Source organism: Emticicia sp. GW821-FHT11C11 (genome assembly GCF_058808615.1).
Genome location: NZ_JBXARV010000002.1, coordinates 852,633 through 873,432, shown reverse-complemented (window position 1 = coordinate 873,432; position 20,800 = coordinate 852,633). Strand labels below are relative to the sequence as shown.

The window sequence follows — 20,800 nt, the reverse complement described above, 5'->3', positions numbered from 1 at the left end:
AGTATCTTCTACTTTGAATCATATAAAACCATAATTCATAAAGCCTGAAAACAGAAAAAAAACGGTTTGACTGTCAAAAGATATTAATTACTACACCCAATTGTCAATAGCCTGTAACAATGTATTAGGTCTCAATCGAACCAGTATTCGCTCCATCTGTAGGCACAGAACCATTATAATTAATATCAACTTCATTTATTGTGGGCGTTACCCAAGTTTTTTTCTTTTTATTGTCATTTTTCATAACGAATAGTGGAGTTTAAGGTATAGATAAAGATTACGTATATAGATATCAAAGATAATTGATTCATATTGATGAAGCAAATGCGGCCATAGGTTTTTTGGAAAATAGAGTTTGATTCACCCTGCTATGTCACTTAATCCTGAAAGCGGCCTTCATTTTATAGCTGAGCTTTATTTTCTGATGCTCAAGGCTGCTGTCTTCCATCGTTTCATCGACTTTCATCATTCGCACATTGGCCAGCATGGGCTGTGGTGTATAGTACTGGTCATCCAGCTCTTCTATGGTCAGTACATCACCTAATTTTTCGTTGATAGATTCTAACAGATATGTTGCCTTCTCTTTAGCTGCCTGCAAGGCTTTTACTTTTATCTCTTTTCTGTATTCCTTTATTTTTGAATGGTCAACATGGTCTATAGATACATATTCAATTCCCCGGTCGTCTATTTCATCCAAAATAACATCCGATTTATAGAGGTTATTCATTTTCAGAATATATCTTTTGCCTTCTAAGAAATACAACGGCTTTTTCTTGCCTGTCCAGTTTCTGTAACCCGAAATAGTGCCGATAGTCAGATTCTCCTTTGGGAAACCCGCCTTGGTAATAGAGGCAATCAGTTGTTTTTCGAGCACATCAATGGTTACCTTGTCTTTCTGGTTTTTTTCATCTTTAAAATACTCTTTCAATGAAATGGCGAAGTAAATTTCGTCGGGCGTAATTTCTATTTCAGACGAACCCGTAACTTCAATTTTTTTAACCGGATCTTTGTCGGTTCTGTCTTGTGCGTTTGCGGTAAATGCTAAGCCTGATAGCAGGAAAGCAAAAAATAATGATTTCATAGCCCTTGTTTTTTATGTTGAGAAATATACGTTGTGTTTGCGAATCATAACGCAATACCCGGCACGATTGTTACATATAGCTCTTCATAAAAGTGTTAATAACGAGTTAACACCTAGCGAACAAAACGCAATCTTTGCCCTCTCTGGCTTTCGTTAAACTGGCCGTTGGCAAATACAATATTCCCGGACACAATGGTATGAGTTACTTTTGAACGAAACTCCGTTGCTTCAAATGGCGACCAGCCGCATTTGCCGTAAAGACTGTTTTTATCAACAAGTGTAGTCTCATTCAAATCAACCAGTGTTAAATCGGCCCAATACCCTTCTCTGATATAACCCCGGCGCTCAATCTGAAAACAATCAGCTACCGCATGCGACATTTTCTCTGCAATGCGTTCCAGCGATATTTTGCCTTGTTTATAAAATTCGAGCATTACGTTGAGCGAGTGTTGTACCAGAGGTAATCCTGAAGGAGCTTGCCAGTATGATTGTTGTTTTTCGTCCCAGGTATGTGGTGCGTGGTCAGTGGCAATTACATCAAAGTGGTCGTCAAGCAGCGCCTGAAACAGTTTTTCTTTGTGGCCGTGTTTAATTGCCGGATTACACTTAATCTGATTGCCGAGCTGTCTGTAATCGTCAGCATCGAACCACAGATGATGTACACACACTTCTGAAGTAATATGTTTATGGGCTATGGGGCCTTTCTCAAACAGAGGTATTTCCTCACTGCTCGAAATGTGCAGTATATGTAATCTGGTTTTGTGTTTCCGGGCCAGTTCTACCGCCAGCGAAGAAGATTTATAGCATGCCTCTTCATTTCTGATAATGGCGTGTATATCATATGGGGGGGTATCGCCGTACAAATTTCTGTATTTTCCCAGATTGGCTTTTACTGTTGCTTCGTCTTCACAATGCGTGGCTATCAAAGCCGGGAAATTGGCAAAAACTTTCGATAATACATGCTCATCATCTACCAGCATATTACCCGTTGAGCTACCCATAAATATCTTGAGCCCGCACACATCCTGAATATCCGTCCGCATTACTTCGTCATAATTGTCATTCGATGTACCCATGTAAAATGAGTAATTGGCAAGTGAGGTCTGAGAAGCTATCTGGTATTTATCAGCCAGCAATTCCTGCGTGAGCGCATTTGGAACAGTGTTCGGCATTTCCATAAAACTGGTAGTGCCGCCTGCTACTGCCGCTTTGGCTTCGGTATAAATGGTAGCCTTATGGGTAAGCCCAGGTTCACGGAAATGTACCTGGTCGTCAATAACACCGGGTAGCAGATATTTGCCTGTGGCATCAATGATACGGTTGGCCTTATGGCTCGATAAGTCGGAGCCTATCTGTTCAATAATGCCGTCTTTGATGAATACATCACGCGGTTCAATCTTTCCTTCGTTAACCAACAGGGCGTTTAATATCAGAATTGTCATAATATGCTGAGTGTAAAGTCTGGCACGAAATTAATAAAAATAAAACGAGCGCGAGTGTATTTATGTAATATATAACCGGGGGTGTATTAAACAGGGCGGGATATTTGCAACTGCAAATATCCCGCCCTGTAAATCAATTGATTCAATAGATCAGATCATTCTTTTCAACTTAAAACTGGTAAATTGTAGTTCACCTTTGCGTCTGATAAATAACTCGACGTCTTTGCCTTCTTTTCTTGACAGAATTTTGTAAATCTCGCTGATGGACATGTTCTTCACATTCTGATTATTGACAAAAATAATCTCATCTCCTTCTCTCAAACCGGCCTCATAGGCAGGAGAGGCATCAAGCACTTTATTGACAAAATATTGATTGAAATTATCACCTTTTGCCCGCACATCCATCCCGCTCATGTCATGTTCAAACGTTTCTTTTAAACGATTCTTAATAGGCTTCAGTATCATGTAGCCATCTCTGTAATTCAGGGTAACGGTAAATCTTCTTAGCAATTCACAACCGATACTGCCCTGGCGCCCCTCTGTTGATGGTGGGAATTTCATACTGAATGAAAGACTATCGGGAAACGATGCCAGAATATCTTTCATTTCGAGTGTGCCCATGCGTATTTTATCAACCCTGCCTATATGGCCGTTAATCTCGCCGTTCAGGCCCCTGCCCAGATTTGCCCTCATTACCTTTTGAGGCAGCTGAATTGGTTCTTTCTCGCTGGCACTCAGCAATAAAGCATGCCCGGCACCGGTGTCAATTACCAGGCGCATCGGTATCTCCTTATTGTTGCTTACCATGGCAATGGCATCTGTGTAAGGCTTAGACTGGGTCAATACAATCGGATAAATGGTACCCTTGGAATTTTTGTATCTGAATTTGTTCGGGTCTGTCAGGTAGAGCATTTTTTGCTCAAAATCGATAGTTACCACAAAGTTATTGAAGATATCATGTCCGAAAATACCGTGAATCGGCACTCCCAGAAATTCAGATAATTTCAATACGTCTTCATCCAGCACAACAATATTTTGGTGTAAGGCCACAATGTCTCCCATTTTGATGGTGTGCCCCACCGACACATTGGCTGTTAGCTCACCCCCTTCACCGGCACCTGAGATCTTTACGCGCCGAACATATTTGAGATCGAGTGTCTGGGCTCGCTTAGGGTCAGTTACAATGGTAGAGGTTACACCTGTATCCAGAATAAAACGCAGTGTATCAGAATCATCAAGTGTAGCTTTTAAAACAATGAGATTCGCATGTAGATCAAATGGGAACTTGGCAAATTTTTGCTTTTTCCCCTTAAAGTGATACCCATATCTGGTATCTTTTTTCCGGTCTTTTTGAGCAAAAGCCGATAGGCTAGTAATCAATAAGATGGCTATTAAGCAGAGCTTGTACAACTTTTCCATAGCTATAGCCTTTTCTGTAAATCATAGGTATTAAAATTCTAAGGAAATTTAGAATAATTTTGATGAAAACAAAAGTTTTTTCAAAAGAGTTTTAGCTTTTCGGGTCATTTTCCGGAATTTTCTCTAAAAAAGGACGTATAATTCTAAATTTCCTTACAACTAACCGACTTTTACCGATTTTACGTAGCTCACTACATCATTCCTGATATCGGATGAGGCTTGAAGAACCCGTATAAACTGGCTGCCAATGATGGCTCCGGCAGCATATTCAGATGCTTTTGTAAAGGTTTCGTGGTCTTTGATACCGAAACCTATTAAACGTGGGTTTTTCAGGTTCATGGCATTTACCCGGTTAAAGTAGGCTTCCATGGTGTCAGAAATACCCGAAGTTTTACCCGTAACACTGGCGCTGCTCACCATGTAGATGAACCCGTCTGAAATCTCGTCGATACGGCGTATACGAGCCTCTGAAGTCTGTGGGGTAATCAGGAAGATATTCAGCAGGCCATACTGGTCAAAAACCGGTTTGTATTCTTCATAATACTCGTCGACGGGCAAATCGGGTAGAATCAAACCGTCAACGCCAACTTCCTGACATTTGCGACAGAAATTTTCTATGCCAAACTGTAGTACCGGGTTCAGATAACCCATCAGAACGACTGGTATCTGCACCTTTTCACGCATGTTTTGCAGTTGCTCAAAAAGTACTTTCAGGCTCATGCCATTATCAAGGGCAATCTGGTTCGACTGCTGAATGGTTTCGCCATCAGCAACGGGGTCTGAGTAAGGCATACCTATTTCGGCAATGTCGGCTCCGGCCTCCTGCAATGCTTCCAGTATAGGTATGGTATCATTTAGAGTCGGATATCCGGCCGTAAAATAGAGATTCAAAACACTATGAAGCTTGGTTTGAAAAAGCTTTGTTATGCGATTCATATAAATATCGGGAAAATATAAAGCGAAGATGAAAAAAGCAGGCGAACGCTTCAACGCGCAGGAATCAACCGTTCGCCTGATAGCAGCACTAGTTATTTAGTAACCCAGTAGTCAAGCACAACTACTTTGTCTAAATACGGCCCCAGTACCTTTCCAAAAGCTTTATGAGCAGGGTGAGGCAGGTAAACTTCACGGTCTTTCTCTGATTTGAAACTCAGAAAAAACATGTGTGTCAAACCCTGGTTCAGATTCTCAGGGCTGTTGTTGGTGCCCCATTCGAAATCGGCGATTTCTTTAATCTGTTTAGGTAGCGCTCTGAACGCATCTTCTACCTTTTTGATGTCTTCAGGACTACTCGAATCTTTAAATTTGAATAAAACAGCGTGGCGAAGTAGTTTCGCAGGCTCATTTTTTTGTGCATTTGCCATGTAACTAAAAGAAAGTAAAGCGATTGCTAATAGAAGGGTTCTCATTGTGTATTAATAGATTTTGATTGACTGATTAAGGTTTCCGCGTTTCAAAGATACTTCATATAAGTAGCCAGATCTTTATCTCCACGGCCCGATAGATTGACAACTACTGTTTCTTGTGCCCCTGCCTTCAGGTGTTTCAGAACGGCCAATGCATGCGCCGATTCTATGGCAGGGATGATACCCTCCAGTTTGGTCAGTTCAAAACCTGCTTCGATCGATTCGTCGTCAGTAATGGCATAGAACTTGGCTCGTCCCGACTCCCATAAATGGGCGTGCAAGGGGCCGATTCCGGGATAATCAAGCCCGGCAGAAATACTGTGCGGCTCAACTACCTGTCCGTCTTCGGTTTGCATCAGGATACTCTTGCTGCCATGTAAAACTCCCGGTTTACCCAAAAAAGTAGTCGCTGCCGACATACCAGAGTTGACACCATGCCCGGCTGCTTCCGCGGCAATGAGTTGTACCGTAGGTTCGTCAAGAAAATGATAGAAAGCACCGGCGGCATTTGAACCACCACCCACACAGGCAATTACGTAGTCAGGATTCTCCTTACCGGTTTGTTCCAAAAGCTGTGCACGGATTTCTTCTGAAATAACTGACTGGAACCGGGCTACCATGTCAGGATAGGGGTGAGGACCCACCACACTTCCGATAATATAGTGCGTATCAACAGGATTATTAATCCAATGTCTCAAGGCCTCGTTGGTAGCATCTTTAAGGGTTTTTGAACCACTGGTGGCGGGGCGTACTTCTGCACCCAGCATTTTCATGCGGGCTACGTTCGGTGCCTGGCGCTGAATATCTATCTCACCCATGTATACAATACATTCCAGACCCATTAAGGCACAAACAGTAGCAGTAGCTACACCGTGTTGCCCTGCACCGGTTTCGGCAACTATTTTATTCTTGCCTAAGCGCTTAGCCAGTAAGATTTGGCCGATCGTATTGTTTACCTTATGCGCACCGGTGTGGCAAAGGTCTTCTCGTTTCAGATAGATGTTGGTTTTGTATTTTTCCGACAAGCGGTTAGCAAAATACAAGGGAGTGGGGCGGCCGACATAGTTTTTCAGTAAGCCGTGAAACTCTTCCTGAAAATCATGACTGTAGATAATATCAAGGTAATTTTGTTGTAACTCTTCAACATTAGGAAAGAGCATTTCCGGAATATAAGCTCCGCCAAACCGGCCATAGTAGCCTTTTTCATTTACTCCGAATGCTGTTTTCTGTTTTTTAGGTTGTTCTATGCTCGTCATTTTTCCTTAGTTGTTCAATATCGTTCAAGTCTCTTGGTCTTCCCGCAGATTTTTTCGCTTCAATTAAATCAGAGTAATTAATTAGGTTAATTTTTAAATTATCCTTTAAAAATCCCATTGAAGATGTTTGCCATTAGACTTCATGTTTACGCATGGAGAAAACGGTTCTGTCCACTTTAGGCGGATTATCTACGCTATAATTATATGCCACACTATTTAAATAGCAAGCCGCGTTTAGTCTGTCTGATGCTGATTGATCGAACCAGAAGTTCTTTATACACTCTTCATTCTCGTCATGCTTTCCTGCCCAAAAAGCTGTCCTGTCAAATCTGAAATTTTCTTTCATACTTTCTCCGATTTTCTTTCCCGCAATTTTGCAATCAATTCTTCAATCTTCTTAATATCTTTCACAGCAGGGGCTGTTTCAAATTTACTGTTGATGTCAATGGCGTAAGGCTTAGGGGTAATCAAATCTAAATCCTCAAGGTTTTCGAGGCTGATGCCACCAGCCAGAAAATAGGGTTTCTCGTTGTTGTATTTTTTCAGAATGCTCCAGTCGAATGTAACACCGTTGCCTCCATAACTATCTCCTTTGGCATCGAAAAGAAAGAAGTCTATATGCGGTTTGTAATTGTTTAACTGGCTGAAAACAAATGTTTCGTCTACACGAAATGCCTTAATGATGTTGACGCCTTTTGTTCGGAGGCTTTTACAGAAGTCCGGCGTTTCATTACCATGTAGCTGAGCATACTGAAGCCCGTACTTTCTGACATTCTGTAAAATGTAATCGACCGATGCATTTACAAAAACCCCGACTTTTCTGATTTCTCTGGGTATTGACTGTACCAGTTCAACATCCAGTTGATTTCCGGCAAACCGTGGTGACTTATCGTAGAGGATAAAGCCAATGAAATCAGGTTTCAGATCAACAAGCGCTTTGATATTCTCGGCATCGCGCATGCCACATACTTTCAGTTTCATAAAAATACTCCCCTGCCCCAAAGGAATTTTAATTTTACTCATACTCAGGACAAAAGCATGAACTTAGAAAAACCTACAAAAAGACGTCAAAATTAACATATTTTATTAGATTTCAGCAATAAATTCAGCGAGTTTTACACCCGGATTTTCGTCTTTCATGAAGGTTTCACCAATGAGAAATCCCTTATATCCTGCCGACCTTAATAATCGGATATTCTCCGGCTGGCTGATACAACTTTCAGAGATTTTCACAATGCTTGCAGGTATCTTGTCGGTCAGATTTAATGAAGCATTGACGTTGTTCTCGGCAAAGTTTTTCAGATTGCGGTTATTGACACCGATTATATCTATGTTGGCTAACGGACTTCTGTTCAATTCTTCTTCGTCATGTATTTCTAACAGTACCTCTAAGCCTAACTCATGGGCTTTCTGACTTAATTCTTCAATCTGATCAGGGCTCAGGCAAGCCGCTATGAGCAGAATTACATCGGCTCCCCAGGCTTTGGCTTCATATATCTGATAGGAATCTATCATGAAATCTTTTCTGAGTAGGGGTGTAGCCGGATTTGCCTCGCGGGCTTTCAGTAAATCTTCTTTAGCCCCTCCAAAAAAATCAACGTCGGTCAATACTGATAAACCTGCCGCACCGGCTGAGGAATAGCCCTGCGTAACAAACTCAACGGTTAATCCGTCGTTAATAACACCCTTTGAAGGAGACTTTCGCTTATGTTCGGCAATGATTCCTGACGACCCATCGGCTAAAAGCACTGCTTTCAATGAATTGGTTTTTCGGGAAAAAAGAGGCTCCCCGCTTAAGTCTTCTATTGAAATGCTGGCTTTAGATTCGGCAACTTCTATGGCTTTGCGTGCTACTATTTTATCTAAAATCGTCATGTTGTGGTTTTGTTGGTTAATCTTCAATGAGTTTCCGGAGGGCATTCAGGGCTTTTTTACTTACCAGCGATTCTTTTGCCTGTTCAATACCTTCAGCGATAGATATTCCTCTGGCCACACTCAAAGCCACACCTGCATTGGCCAGTACCACATTTGTTTGTGCCTGTGTGCCTTTGTTTTCAAGAATATTGATAAGAATACGAGCCGACTCTTCCAAAGTATTGCCTCCATGCAAAGCCGATTGCTCGGTCAAATCAAAGCTAAAATGGGTAGGGGAATGAACTACTACCCCATGCCTGGTACCTATGTTGAAATCGTTGGTAAAAGATATTTCATCGTATCCGCCCAGGTCATAAATAATACCAAACTGTGCGGCTGAGCGATTGAATAACTGCGTGTATAAATCAAACACTTTCATGTCGTAGACACCCGTTAGCTGTTTTTGTACTTTAGCCGGGTTTAGCAATGGCCCCAGCATATTGAAAAAAGTTTTCAGACCTAATTCTTTGCGAATCGGTGCTACGTATTTCATAGCCGGATGAAACAGAGGCGCATGCATGTAGCAGATGCCTGCCGTTTCCAGTTTGCGTTTTAGAAAACTTTCATCATTGGTAAATTGTACTCCCAGATGTTCCAGCACTGTACTTGAGCCTACAGCCGAAGATACCCCATGATTACCATGTTTGGCGATGGCTTGTCCTGCCCCGGCCACTACAAAAGCCGAGGTGGTAGAGATATTGAAGGTATCTTTACCGTCACCACCGGTGCCGCATACATCCATGGGGTCAAAGTCTGATAAATCAATAGGTACGGCCAGTTCAAGCATGGCTTGCTGAAAGCCCTCCAATTCTTCAACAGTAACGCCCCGCATCTGTATAGCCATTAGAAAAGCTGCAATTTGTGATGGATTGCTTTCTCCGCGACCAATCTTCAATAAGGCCTCTCTGGCCTCCTGACCTGAAAGAGGCTGATGCTGAAGTAAAATCTGCAAATATTGTTTCATGATCAGGAGAATTAATTTTTTAACCAGTTTTCTACCATTTTTACCCCATGTTGCGTCAGGTATGCTTCCGGATGGAACTGTACGCCCCTCACATCATATTTGGTATGTGCTTCTGCCATTACAAATCCTTTTTCATCAATGGCCGTTACTTTCAGTTCAGCAGGCATAGTTTCGGGTACTACCGTCCATGAGTGATAACGGCAAACCTCTATTTTTTCCGGAATGCCCTGAAAAAGCTTTTCATTTTTATCTGTAATCAGGCATGAAGTAGTTACACCATGCAGCACGTCACCCATGTTATGAAGTTTGGCTCCGAAGGCTTCGCCGATAGCCTGATGACCCAGACAAACCCCGAAAATGCTTTTCATTGGCGCATATTCTTTAATGAGGTCAATCATGATTCCGGCTTCTTCCGGTATGCCAGGCCCCGGCGAAAGCAGAATCTTGTCATATTGAGCTACTTCTGCCAGTGTTATTTTGTCGTTTCTGAAAACGTCTACATTCCCGCCTAAATCTTTCAGAATATAGACCAGGTTATAGACAAACGAATCATAATTATCAAGAACCAGAATTTTCATTGTATGCCTTTTTAATGAGTGATTTAGTGAATGTGTGATTGAGTGAATGAACAATTATGACTCATTATCACTGCATTCTTACTTTTTCCATTTTTCTTTCTTCTTTCTCCAAAGAAATTATATTTCTTCTGCCATTTCAATGGCTTTTCTTAAAGCGGCCAGTTTCAGATGTATTTCTTTCATTTCCAACTCTATGTCTGACTTGGCCACTACGCCCATACCGGCTTGGTAAAAGAGTGTATTGTTTTTGCTAAGGAATGTACGAATAGCTATGGCATGGTTGAAATTACCTTTGAAATCCATAAACCCGATGGCGCCACCGTAAATGCTTCGGTTGGTAGGCTCAAAACGGTTAATGATGGTCATGGCGTTGTGTTTGGGTGCGCCGGAAAGGGTGCCTGCCGGGAAAGTGTCGGCCACCAGTTGCAACGGATTAGTACCGTTGTGCATTTTTCCGGTTACTTTAGATACCAGATGTATCACATGGCTGTAGAACTGTACTTCCTTAAAAATATCTACTTTCACAGAATCAGAACTGCGAGATAAATCATTGCGGGCTAAATCAACCAACATTACGTGTTCGGCTGATTCTTTAGGGTCTGCATGTAATTGGCGTGCCAATTCAGCATCGCTTTCGTCGTCACCTGTTCTTCTGAAAGTACCCGCAATCGGATGGATTTCGGCCTGTCCGTCTTTAATAAATATCTGTTTTTCGGGAGAGCTGCCAAAAATATGATAGTCGCCGCCATCAAAATAGAATAAATAAGGAGAAGGGTTAATAGAACGAAGCGCCCGGTAAACGTTGAAATCGTCACCTTCAAATTTTCTGGAGAAGCGTCTGGAAGGTACTATCTGAAAAACATCACCTCTTAAACAGTGACCAATACATTTTTTGATGATTTCACGCATGTCATCATCGTTAATGTTGGTCTGTTCATCAGTATCGGCTTTGAATTTCGACGCCGTTACTTTCGGATTCTTCACAAAAAACTCCAGCGTTTCCAACCCTTCCGAAACCGGTTTGGGTTCTTGTCCGTCAGGCGTATAAGTATGCTCAAATATGTATAATTCGTCTTTAAAGTGGTTGATTGCTATTACATAACGATAAACCCTGTAAAGAATCTGCGGAATGGCGTTTTCAGGGCTTTTTGCCTGTATTTCAATATCTTCGAAATATTCTACCGAATCGTAAGTGATGTGTCCGAACAAACCGTTGGTGATAAACTGAAAGTTACTTTTGGGCATTTCAAATCTGGCTGCAAACTCCTGTAGTACACCTACGGCATCTTTTCTGTTGGTGAGCGGAAACTGAGCTGTTGATCCATCAGGAAATTTCTGTGTTACTATGTCGTCATCCAGTTTGAAACTGCCCACTTCGTCGCAGGCAATATAGCTGAAACTGTTATGCATGGCGTGATAGTCGGCACTTTCAAGAATAACCGAATGAGGAAAATGGTTACGGATTCTCTGGAAAATCCCGACCGGAGTCAACATATCGGCCAGTAAGCGTTTGTATCGGGTAGTAATACCAAACTTTTGCATGGGTGTGTCAGAGGTTTGTGCTAATGTTTTTATTAATCAATGTCAATGTTTCTATAAATTCGGCCTGCCGTTCGGGAGAAATAATGACGGAATCATATTTGCCATAGGTAATTTCAATCCGGTGTTGTAACGACAAGGCCGGCGAACTAAGCGGGCTATTGGTTTTTTCTACTTTACGGATACTTTCTACGTCAATTTCCTGCTTAAAAAGAAACCCGCAGATAATGGTCAGCGTATGGTTTTCTATCACATAATATGTCCGAACCAAAAGGTTGACAATTAGTCCCGTTACGAATACCATAATAATCAGCATCGGCCATTTTTTATCAATAACAGCCGTTATTATCAGGGCTATGAATAAACACAGTATTGGCACAAAAAGCCAGTAACTTATTTTGGAATTATATCTTTTGTACATGTTTTTGAACTGTAAAGCGTTGAAAAATGGCACAAAAAAACGGCCTACAGGATGAACTGTAAGCCGCTGAGTATTATATCGTTTGTTCAATACATAGCTAAACTGTTCATCCTTTGTCGGAAGAACGCCACCACCAGATGTTAGCTATAATATTGCCTTGAGTCATTGTTCGTGTCTAAATTCTGGTTACAAAAGTATTTACTATTTTTTAAAAACAAAGAGTTTTTTGAAAATTTTATAAAAACACTTTCTATTAGCTTAATTATGCTAAAATGAAGCACCTGTTGTCATTACTTATACGTATCAATAATACCTCCGTTCTGAAACGATACCTCTTTCACCAGGCTGGCTGCATTAAAATACAGCAGCATTGAGCGTGAATTGGTCGGGTTCTGGATGTGTTCACATTGTGGGCCTTTTTCCAGAAAATACACAAACACTTTCTCATTACGGCGACTTAAAATCTGGTAATCGTATCGCCCGAAATTATCAACAATCTGGTTTTCGGTTAACCCGAGAATCTTCGGTCTCAGGTCTTTCAGAGGGTCAATCAGTTTTACTCGCTTGTCTTCACAACCGCCACGGTCGGTTTTGAAACTCTGTAAATCAAAATCTCCTAAATCAGCTTTTTTATTTTTGCAGGCACCCAGTGCCAATAGAGCAACTATTAATAGTTTACGCATCAGTATTTATATTTTTACTTCTACCATCTGTTTACTTAAACGACTTTTCTCGGCCATAAAGCCCATCACGTGGCTTTCTATGGAAGCCTCAATTGTTGAGGTCAGCAGTTCAGGTTTTTTCTGTGCTACTGCCTGTACAAAGTTTCTGGCTAAGCCATAGTCTCCTCCGGCATGACCGGAAGCCTGACTTTTATATTCAGGCAACTCGCTTGCCCGCCATTTGGTGTTTTGTTTGGTACGGAAATCGTAGGTCTGAATCTCGTCCATATCTCCCCACACTTCTCCGTGCGAAAACATCAATCTCGTTTTGCGGGCCTCAAACGAAGTGAAGGCCTCCATGGCAAAACTAACAGTGGTGCCATCTTCAAACTCCATTGAGGTTGTGTAATGGTCGGGCTGATCATTGTTCATTCGGTATACACATCGGCCGTAAGGTGATGTCTTCAGTTTTTCCATAATCTCATCACCCTGTCTGGTCATATCATCAGTTACATCCAATACTCTTATACGCAGGCGTTGCTTGTGGTAAATATTGATGGCCGAAAACGGGCATTCTTTTTCCACCTTACAACCATCAGTACAGCGTTCGGTGCTGCCTTCAGGTGCATTTTCTTTTCTGAACCAGCTTAATGAACCGTGCGCAGAAATACTCTTACATGGCTTACCGATTACCCATCGCAGGATGTCAAGGTCGTGGCATGATTTAGCCAGAATTATCGGGTTGGTATCTTTCGATACATGCCAGTTGCCACGCACATAAGAATGCGCCATGTGCTGGTATTCAATGCCTTCCAGATGATTAACACTAATCAGCTTACCGAATTGCCCGCTTTGTGCTATTTCTTTCAGTTTTCTGAAATACGGAGTGTAGCGCAACACATGGCACACGGCTATTATCCTTTTGGTTTTTTTAGCCATCGCCAATATATCCAGACATTCCTGATACGAAGGTGAAATAGGTTTCTCCAACAGTACATCATAACCCATTTCCAATGCTTTCATGGCAGGGCCGTAGTGCAGGTCATCTGGCGTTGATATGATAACAGCATCAGCAAATTTCGGAACCTTGAATACATCTTCCCAGGTTTTGAAGCGGTTTTTGTCTTCAATATTATGAGCTTGGGCAAATTTATCGTTCCGAAACGGCACAGGTTCTGCAACACCAATCATATCCAGTTCGTTGGGGAAAGCCAGCGCAAATCGTCCGTAAACACTTCCACGGTTTCCTGCTCCTAACACAATTGCCGTAACCGGTCTATCGAGCGCAACGTATCGGTCATCATGTGGAATTTCTATAGGGGCATCATCAATTGTTTCGGCAAATGATTCTGTATTTAAAAAAGATAATCCTCCGGCGGTAAGGCCAAAGGTCTTAAGAATGTCTCTTCGTGAAAAACTGTCCATAGAAGGGTAGAATAATTAAAGCATGCTTTGCATTTGCAAATATAACACAAACCGGATACATAGATGACCCCGACGAAATTAGAAAGCTGTTCTAAGTTTTTATTTCTGCCATTCCCACACACGCAGTTTGGTTACTTTTGCTTTGCCGCCATTGGCGAACAGTTGCCAGTCCAGACTCTGTGTTTCCGGAAACACCAGACTGGTAATTGTGGCTTCGCCGTCGTTTCCGAATACTTCTACGGCCATTTTATCAACAAATATCTGTAGCCTCACCACGCCTCTGTCCGGTTTCATGGGGTTCGTATCCATAGAAGCAAAGTTTGGAGAAATGATTTTGCCTGAATTAATACGGTTGATATAAAGCTGTTCGCTGTCAGCCTTATATCCAACCAGTGTTTCCTGATTAGTGCCCTGTTTTTTCAGAATCTTTACGCCTACCTCTCTGGCTCCGTTCAGTTCAAACTCTACATCTATCATGTAAGAATCCGTTTGAGCCTTTCGTATAGTACCATTGTCGCCTTCCACACTCAGGTCTTCCATTTGTACTACACCCTTCCAGTTTTTAGCTTTCAGTATTTCTTCGGCAGGTTTTTGTACCAGCCGCAGGCCTTCTTTTGTTCTTTTTAATGACAGTTCTCTGGGCAGACTCATTTGCCCTTTCCATGGAAACGTCGGTATGGCATCTGTAAATTGGGGGCCGGCCATCCAGCCCAGTAAAATCTTTTTCGGTGTGTTGTAGAAAGGAATAGCGGCATATAAATCTTTCCCGTAGTCGACATACAGTTTAGTACTGGCCGGATTATCGTTCGTGAATGTTTTCCCGTCAAAATTTCCCACAAAGTATTGCATCCCCACGTAGTCCTGATGTGGGCCGTTCGAAGACATCATCAGGAGCCATTTTGACGTTTGTTCTCCCTCAACAGGTAGTTCCATCAGCGATGGGCACTCCCATATTTTTCTCATATCCCCATGTGCGGCAAATTCACTCAGAAACGTCCAGTCAGTCAGGTTTTTAGAACCATAAAAATGTGCTTTAAATTCTGAAGGTAGCACTACCGTCAGAATCCACTGTTTAGTAGGTTCATGCCAGAACATGTTAGGGTCACGAAAATCTTTCATCACTTTACCGTTCGGCAGTGGAACCGGTATAATAGGGTTTTTCGCATACTTGGTCCATGTCCTGCCGTTGTCTGTCGAATAAGCCAGATGCTGGTTCTCTTTTTTGCCGTGGTAGTCGGCCGTGTAAATCGCTACCAGGCTATTGGCACCAAAACCACTGGTGTTGTTTTTATCTATAACTATGCCGCCCGAAAAAATCCAGACCGAATCTTCCGGAATCGCCACAGGCAGGTGTTGCCAATGCACCATATCCTTGCTCACGGCGTGTCCCCAGCTCATGTGTCCCCACTTATTTTCAAACGGATTGTGCTGATAAAATATATGCCATTCACCTTCATGATACACCAGACCGTTGGGGTCGTTTGTCCAGTTTTTGGCCGGAGAGAAGTGAAATGCAGGCCTCCATTGTTCAGTAGGGGCCTGTTGTGCCAAAGCCACATAAGAAACTGATAAACACAAGGTTAGCAGAAGATTTTTCATATAAAACAGGTTAAAATAAACTACCTGCAAACATAAGGGAAATTATCAAATCAGCAGGATTTATCTGATTTATTTCTTCAGTTACTGATTGTACGAAATCAGCCACATTATGAAATGTTAAAAAACTGTAAATTATCGTATTTACACATATGTATATCGGCCTTTATATTCGTTTTAGGGCTGTTTGTTTTCCCGGCATTACTTTGTACCTTTGCGGCGCTATGCAAGAGTTTTTCACTGATTCAATACAGAAAATACAGGAATTTAACCATTTATTGGCTTCGCCCAAAAGAATCGTTATCACAACTCATCAAAACCCTGATGCCGATGCGCTTGGGTCGTCGTTGGGTTTAGCTGCTTATTTAAAAAAGAAGAATCATTCAGTACATGTGATTACGCCGACCGATTATCCCGAGTTTCTGCAATGGATGTCGGGCGAGAAAGAAGTAATCAATTTTGAAAGTGAAAAGCAGGAAACGGCCAGACGTTTGATAGCCGAAGCAGAGATGATTTTTTGCCTTGATTTTTCTGCTTTAGGGCGTATCAAAACCATGGAAGGATATGTGAGAGACGCCTCTGCAATAAAGGTTTTGATAGACCATCATCAACAACCGGAGCGTTTTGCTGATTTTGTGTTCTGGAACGAAAAGGCAGCGGCCACCTGCGAGTTAATCTACCAACTGATTGAAATTCTGGGCGACAAAGCACTGATAGATGTATCAGCTGCTGAATGCCTTTATGCCGGTCTGGTAACTGACACGGGGTCATTCCGGTTCGATAGCACCACGAAAGATTTGCATCGCGTAGCAGGCGAATTGATAGAAATAGGTGTAGAAACGAATAGTATTCATAGAAAAATATTTGATAATAATTCTCTGGAACGGATTCAGTTTCTTGGATTTGCATTGAGCCAGAAATTGGTATTTTTGCCTGAATATAAAGTGTCATATATGACAATATCCAAAGAAGAGCTGGCCAGATACGGTTCAAAAAATGGAGATACTGAAGGAATTGTGAACTACGGCCTTTCAATAAAAGGTGTGGAAATGACAGCCATGTTTGTGGAAAGAGACGACATGATCCGGATATCTTTCCGCTCAGTAAAAGATTTTTCGGTAAGTGAATTCGCCAGAAATAATTTCAATGGCGGAGGCCATAAAAATGCAGCAGGGGGGCGGTCGTACGACAGTCTTACCAAAACGCTTGACAAATTTCTGAGCCTTTTGCCTCAGTATCAGGCACAACTTCTAAACAACAATTAATTATTTTAATTCGTAATATCTTATAATCAATAAATTTCATGACAAAATTTTTGAAAACTACCTCGGGTCTTGTGCTAGCAGCAAGTTTGCTTTTTTCTTGTGATCAGTTTAAAGTAACCGAGGAAGCCGACGGCTCAAAATTTCAGATCCACAAATCAGGCAATGGCAAAAAACCCAAAGAGGGCGATATCATAACTTTTGATCTGGTTGTAAAAGCACCAAACGATACTGTATTTACAGATACCTATAAACGCGGCGAACCAATTATGATGCGTTTACAGAAAGGTGTGTTCAAAGGATCGTTCGAAAACAGTCTTTTTCATATTTCTGAGGGTGACAGTGCAACCATTTTCGTCAGTTCAGACTCCTTGTTTACGAGAGCACAACAACCGTTGCCTGTTGGGGTAACAAAAGGCTCGAATATGCTGTTCCTGCTTAAGGTAAAATCGGTACAGACAATGGAAGAATTCCAGAAAGGTCAGGAGGCAAAAAAGAATGATGAAGTGAAAATAATGGATGAGTATGCCAAAAAGAATTTCCCTAACGCAACGAAAACACAATACGGCATGTATCGTATCGTTCAAAAAGAAGGTAGCGGTGCAACCATTGTGTCAGGAAATTCCGTCAAAGTAGAATACACCGGAAAACTTATTAGCGGAAAAGTATTTGATACTTCGGTAGGCAGACAACCATTTGAAGTAACAGTAGGACAAGGACAGGTGATACCGGGTTGGGAGCAGGCACTGATGACGATGAAAAAAGGAGAAAAAAGTATTTTCTTTATCCCGTCAAATCTTGCTTATGGCGAGCAGGGAGCCGGTGGGGTAATTCCTCCGTACAGTCCGCTAATTTTTGAAATGGAAATTATCGATGTGAAATAATTAATTTAAACGTAATGAGAAAGATAGTACTCGGATTAGTTGTTTGTTGTGCTGCTCTGCTGAGCTCTTGTGGAAGCTTTTTGGCTAATGATCTGGAAGAGACCATGAGAAAGAATGAGCAGGAGATGTTGACGTATATCAATTCCAAAAATCTCAACATGACCAAAGCAGATAATGGAATGTATTACCAGATTACAAAGACCAATTCTGCAGGTAAAAGTGTTACTTTGGGTGATGAAGTATTGATCCATTATGTTATTTCATTATTGGACGGAACCAAGGTTGATAGTACTGAAAGACTAAAAAATAAGCCATTATCTCTTATATATGGCGGTACTATCGGTTTGCAGGGGGTGTCTGATGCTATAGGCAAGTTGAAAGAAGGTGAAAGAGGTTTTTTCCTGATTCCATCTTACCTGGCCTACGGCTCACAAACGTATGACAAAATTCCTGGTAAATCTGTTATAGCAATGGATATTGAAATCATCCGTTATCGCACGGAAGATCAACAGATTGAAGATTACATTGCAAACGGAACAGGTGGAGCAACCTTCGTGTCAAGTGAAAAGACAGAATCCGGAGTGCGTATTCTGAAAATGACGCAATCAACAGGTGCGCAATTAACCTCAGGACAAACCGTAGGCGTAGTTTATAACGGCTATCTGGCAAGCACGGTGACAGAATTTGATAAAGGTCAGATTGACGTTTATTTAGGCGGTGGCGGTGTAGTGAAAGGCTTTGAAGAAGGCTTATTAAAACTAAAGGTTGGAGAAAAAGCTGTGCTGGTTTTCCCATCGTCGCTCGGATACGGAACCCAGGGTGTCAGAGATAATAACACAGGTTTGTTTAAAATACCACCTTATTCGCCATTGATTTTTGTGGTTGAAGTAAAAACTGCAAAATAAGATTTAATGATATATTAATCTTTATTGAGGCCCCTGAACTTTTCAGGGGCCTTATGGTTTTATAGGGATAATACTTTTTAAAACGATGCCTAAATTACATAAAGAGCTTGAGAAAGCCATTTTAAGCCTGCCTGCCAAAGAGAAGGATAAAATGCTTCTACGATTAATCGGCAAAAACAATTTGCTGGCGCAGCAATTGCAATACCAGCTGCTTGAAAACGAATCGTTTCTCGGCGACCGGCGGGAGGAAGTAAAAAAGGCAATTTTATCGGTGTCGAAAATGTCCTATAGCCTGCCGGGATGGATGCTGAAAGATATACGCGAACTCAATAGTAAGATTACCACCCATGTAAAGGTTACAAAAGATAAATACGGCGAAGTTGAGCTTACACTATACCTGCTCAATACCTTTTTTGAAAATCAGTTTAAATTACTGGAGAAATACAGTAGTAAATCGGACACGCTGGCGTTATACATAGCCAAGCGTACTGAATTTGTATTAAAAAAACTGCACAAACTGCACGAAGATTATTACGTAGAGTTTGAGCAGGATATCAACAAATTATTACATCATATACACACCTATGCTCCGGCCTATTACGCGCGGCAGATAAGATTACCCCAAAGCTGGGAATATTAGTAACACTGCGCGGGTCTGTTATTAAGAGTAGCGCCTATTCAAAGCTTTTAATGGTATCTGAAATAATTTCAATACAATCCCAGAGTTGAGATTCTGTCATAACCAATGGAGGAGCCAGTCGTATTTTATTACCATGTGTAGGTTTTGCCAGTAAACCATTTTCTTTCAATTTCAGACAAATATCCCAAGCCAGATCCGATTCTTCTGTGGTGTCTATTAGAATGGCATTTAATAAACCTTTACCCCGTACCTGCGTCACAATAGTGGTTTCATGAGCCAGTTTTTGTATTTCATGACGGAAAATCCCTCCCAGATAATCGGCATTCTGTGCCAGGTTTTCATCCTTTACTACTTCCAGTGCCTCCATAGCTACAGCGCAGGCAAGCGGATTACCACCATAAGTTGAGCCATGTTCTCCGGGTTTCAGCGTAAGCATGATTTCGTCATCTGCCAACACTGCCGACACCGGCAACACACCACCCGAAAGAGCTTTGCCGAGAATAATCATATCAGGCCTGATGCCATAATGGTCAGTAGCCAGCATTTTGCCTGTACGGGCAATGCCGGTTTGAATTTCGTCGGCAATAAAAAGTACATGGCTGGCCTTGCAGAGCCGATACGCTTCTGGTAAATAATGGTCGTCAGGTACCACAACGCCGGCTTCGCCTTGTATTGGTTCTACAATAAAACCTGCTATATACGGATCATTGATCAGGGCTTCTTCAAGCGCTTCAATATTGTTATAAGGCACAATTTCTATGCCGGTCATATAAGGCCCGAAATCTTTCCGGGCGGTTGGGTCAGTGGAAGCTGAAATAACAGATAAGGTTCTGCCGTGAAAATTACCTCCGGCAAATATAATTTTTGCTTTGTTTTCTGGAATCCCTTTAACCTGATAGCCCCATTTCCGGCATAATTTCATGGCGGTTTCTACCGCCTCTACACCCGTATTCATAGGCAAAACCCGGTCATAGCCAAAGTATTGCGTAATATATTCTTCGAAACGCCCTAATACTGAATTATAAAATGCGCGGGAAGTAAGTGTGAGCTTTTGAGATTGCTCAATTAAGGCATTAATAATACGAGGATGACAATGCCCCTGATTAACCGCTGAATAGGCCGACAGGAAATCATAATATCTTTTCCCTTCTACATCCCATACATACACACCTTTGCCTTTATCCAGTACTACAGATAGCGGATGATAATTATGGGCTCCATAACGTTCTTCCAGTTCAATCAGTTGTTCGCTTAAATGTGTGTCGGTTATCATGATATAGTAAATTTCTTTGGTTTGGTTCATAAAAGTGTTAAAATGACTCATTATAACCAATTAATGAGTTATATTTACTATAAAATAGGTTATTAAGGTTTATATTTATTTTTAAATTACAATAATAAGTAAA

The 20,800-nt window shown here is 41.6% G+C and carries 20 protein-coding genes; 4 read left to right on the top strand and 16 right to left on the bottom strand.

Annotation, left to right across the window (positions count from 1 at the left end):
* Positions 1 to 373 precede the first annotated feature (373 nt).
* The 15 genes from AC1RRY_RS13685 to AC1RRY_RS13615 all read right to left on the bottom strand — a co-directional run bounded on the left by AC1RRY_RS13685 (position 374) and on the right by AC1RRY_RS13615 (position 15,706).
* On the bottom strand, positions 374 to 1,081 hold the full coding sequence (locus AC1RRY_RS13685) for an SIMPL domain-containing protein (protein WP_492819870.1): 708 nt from the start codon (positions 1,079 to 1,081) through the stop codon (positions 374 to 376).
* 113 nt (positions 1,082 to 1,194) lie between these two features.
* Complete coding sequence (locus AC1RRY_RS13680; RefSeq protein WP_492819871.1) at positions 1,195 to 2,523, bottom strand: dihydroorotase; 1,329 nt, start codon at positions 2,521 to 2,523, stop codon at positions 1,195 to 1,197.
* 150 nt (positions 2,524 to 2,673) lie between these two features.
* Positions 2,674 to 3,942: an aspartyl protease family protein gene (locus AC1RRY_RS13675; RefSeq protein ID WP_492819873.1), complete on the bottom strand. Its 1,269-nt coding sequence runs from the start codon at positions 3,940 to 3,942 to the stop codon at positions 2,674 to 2,676.
* Between the two features lie 159 nt (positions 3,943 to 4,101).
* Positions 4,102 to 4,878 (bottom strand): tryptophan synthase subunit alpha, encoded by a 777-nt coding sequence (trpA, locus tag AC1RRY_RS13670; RefSeq protein ID WP_492819875.1) that lies wholly within the window; start codon positions 4,876 to 4,878, stop codon positions 4,102 to 4,104.
* A gap of 92 nt (positions 4,879 to 4,970) precedes the next feature.
* Positions 4,971 to 5,351, bottom strand: coding sequence for a Dabb family protein (locus AC1RRY_RS13665; RefSeq protein WP_492819877.1), 381 nt, complete (start codon positions 5,349 to 5,351; stop codon positions 4,971 to 4,973).
* A 44-nt stretch (positions 5,352 to 5,395) separates the two neighbouring features.
* Positions 5,396 to 6,604: a tryptophan synthase subunit beta gene (gene trpB, locus AC1RRY_RS13660; protein ID WP_492819879.1), complete on the bottom strand. Its 1,209-nt coding sequence runs from the start codon at positions 6,602 to 6,604 to the stop codon at positions 5,396 to 5,398.
* 342 nt (positions 6,605 to 6,946) lie between these two features.
* Positions 6,947 to 7,585: a phosphoribosylanthranilate isomerase gene (locus AC1RRY_RS13655; RefSeq protein WP_492821301.1), complete on the bottom strand. Its 639-nt coding sequence runs from the start codon at positions 7,583 to 7,585 to the stop codon at positions 6,947 to 6,949.
* Positions 7,586 to 7,690: 105 nt separating this feature from the next.
* The gene (gene trpC / locus AC1RRY_RS13650; RefSeq protein ID WP_492819881.1) at positions 7,691 to 8,479 is read right to left on the bottom strand and encodes an indole-3-glycerol phosphate synthase TrpC; all 789 of its coding nucleotides are present in this window, start codon (positions 8,477 to 8,479) and stop codon (positions 7,691 to 7,693) included.
* A gap of 16 nt (positions 8,480 to 8,495) precedes the next feature.
* Entirely contained in the window at positions 8,496 to 9,482 is a 987-nt protein-coding gene (trpD, locus tag AC1RRY_RS13645) for an anthranilate phosphoribosyltransferase (RefSeq protein WP_492819883.1), read from the bottom strand.
* 11 nt (positions 9,483 to 9,493) lie between these two features.
* A complete protein-coding gene (locus AC1RRY_RS13640; protein ID WP_492819885.1) occupies positions 9,494 to 10,060 on the bottom strand; it encodes an anthranilate synthase component II in 567 nt (188 codons plus the stop codon).
* Positions 10,061 to 10,177: 117 nt separating this feature from the next.
* Positions 10,178 to 11,602 (bottom strand): anthranilate synthase component I family protein, encoded by a 1,425-nt coding sequence (locus AC1RRY_RS13635; RefSeq protein ID WP_492819887.1) that lies wholly within the window; start codon positions 11,600 to 11,602, stop codon positions 10,178 to 10,180.
* Positions 11,603 to 11,609: 7 nt separating this feature from the next.
* Complete coding sequence (locus tag AC1RRY_RS13630) at positions 11,610 to 12,020, bottom strand: PH domain-containing protein (protein WP_492819889.1); 411 nt, start codon at positions 12,018 to 12,020, stop codon at positions 11,610 to 11,612.
* Positions 12,021 to 12,310: 290 nt separating this feature from the next.
* Positions 12,311 to 12,703 carry a hypothetical protein gene (locus AC1RRY_RS13625; protein WP_492819891.1) on the bottom strand — a complete coding sequence of 131 codons (393 nt, stop codon included), beginning with the start codon at positions 12,701 to 12,703 and terminating at the stop codon, positions 12,311 to 12,313.
* 6 nt (positions 12,704 to 12,709) lie between these two features.
* Complete coding sequence (locus AC1RRY_RS13620) at positions 12,710 to 14,107, bottom strand: Gfo/Idh/MocA family protein (RefSeq protein WP_492819893.1); 1,398 nt, start codon at positions 14,105 to 14,107, stop codon at positions 12,710 to 12,712.
* A 99-nt stretch (positions 14,108 to 14,206) separates the two neighbouring features.
* Positions 14,207 to 15,706 (bottom strand): glycoside hydrolase family 32 protein, encoded by a 1,500-nt coding sequence (locus AC1RRY_RS13615; protein WP_492819895.1) that lies wholly within the window; start codon positions 15,704 to 15,706, stop codon positions 14,207 to 14,209.
* Positions 15,707 to 15,927: 221 nt separating this feature from the next.
* Here AC1RRY_RS13615 and AC1RRY_RS13610 point away from each other — a divergent pair, with 221 nt between their 5' ends.
* From AC1RRY_RS13610 to AC1RRY_RS13595, 4 genes are all read left to right on the top strand, one after another.
* Complete coding sequence (locus AC1RRY_RS13610) at positions 15,928 to 16,968, top strand: DHH family phosphoesterase (RefSeq protein ID WP_492819897.1); 1,041 nt, start codon at positions 15,928 to 15,930, stop codon at positions 16,966 to 16,968.
* A gap of 38 nt (positions 16,969 to 17,006) precedes the next feature.
* Complete coding sequence (locus tag AC1RRY_RS13605) at positions 17,007 to 17,849, top strand: FKBP-type peptidyl-prolyl cis-trans isomerase (protein ID WP_492819899.1); 843 nt, start codon at positions 17,007 to 17,009, stop codon at positions 17,847 to 17,849.
* Between the two features lie 14 nt (positions 17,850 to 17,863).
* Positions 17,864 to 18,754, top strand: a complete 891-nt coding sequence (locus AC1RRY_RS13600) for an FKBP-type peptidyl-prolyl cis-trans isomerase (RefSeq protein WP_492819901.1) — start codon at positions 17,864 to 17,866, stop codon at positions 18,752 to 18,754.
* Between the two features lie 85 nt (positions 18,755 to 18,839).
* On the top strand, positions 18,840 to 19,394 hold the full coding sequence (locus AC1RRY_RS13595) for a hypothetical protein (protein WP_492819903.1): 555 nt from the start codon (positions 18,840 to 18,842) through the stop codon (positions 19,392 to 19,394).
* 34 nt (positions 19,395 to 19,428) lie between these two features.
* Here the strand turns inward: AC1RRY_RS13595 and rocD are convergent, their stop codons facing one another.
* Entirely contained in the window at positions 19,429 to 20,667 is a 1,239-nt protein-coding gene (gene rocD / locus AC1RRY_RS13590) for an ornithine--oxo-acid transaminase (protein ID WP_492821303.1), read from the bottom strand.
* Between the last annotated feature and the right edge of the window lie 133 nt (positions 20,668 to 20,800).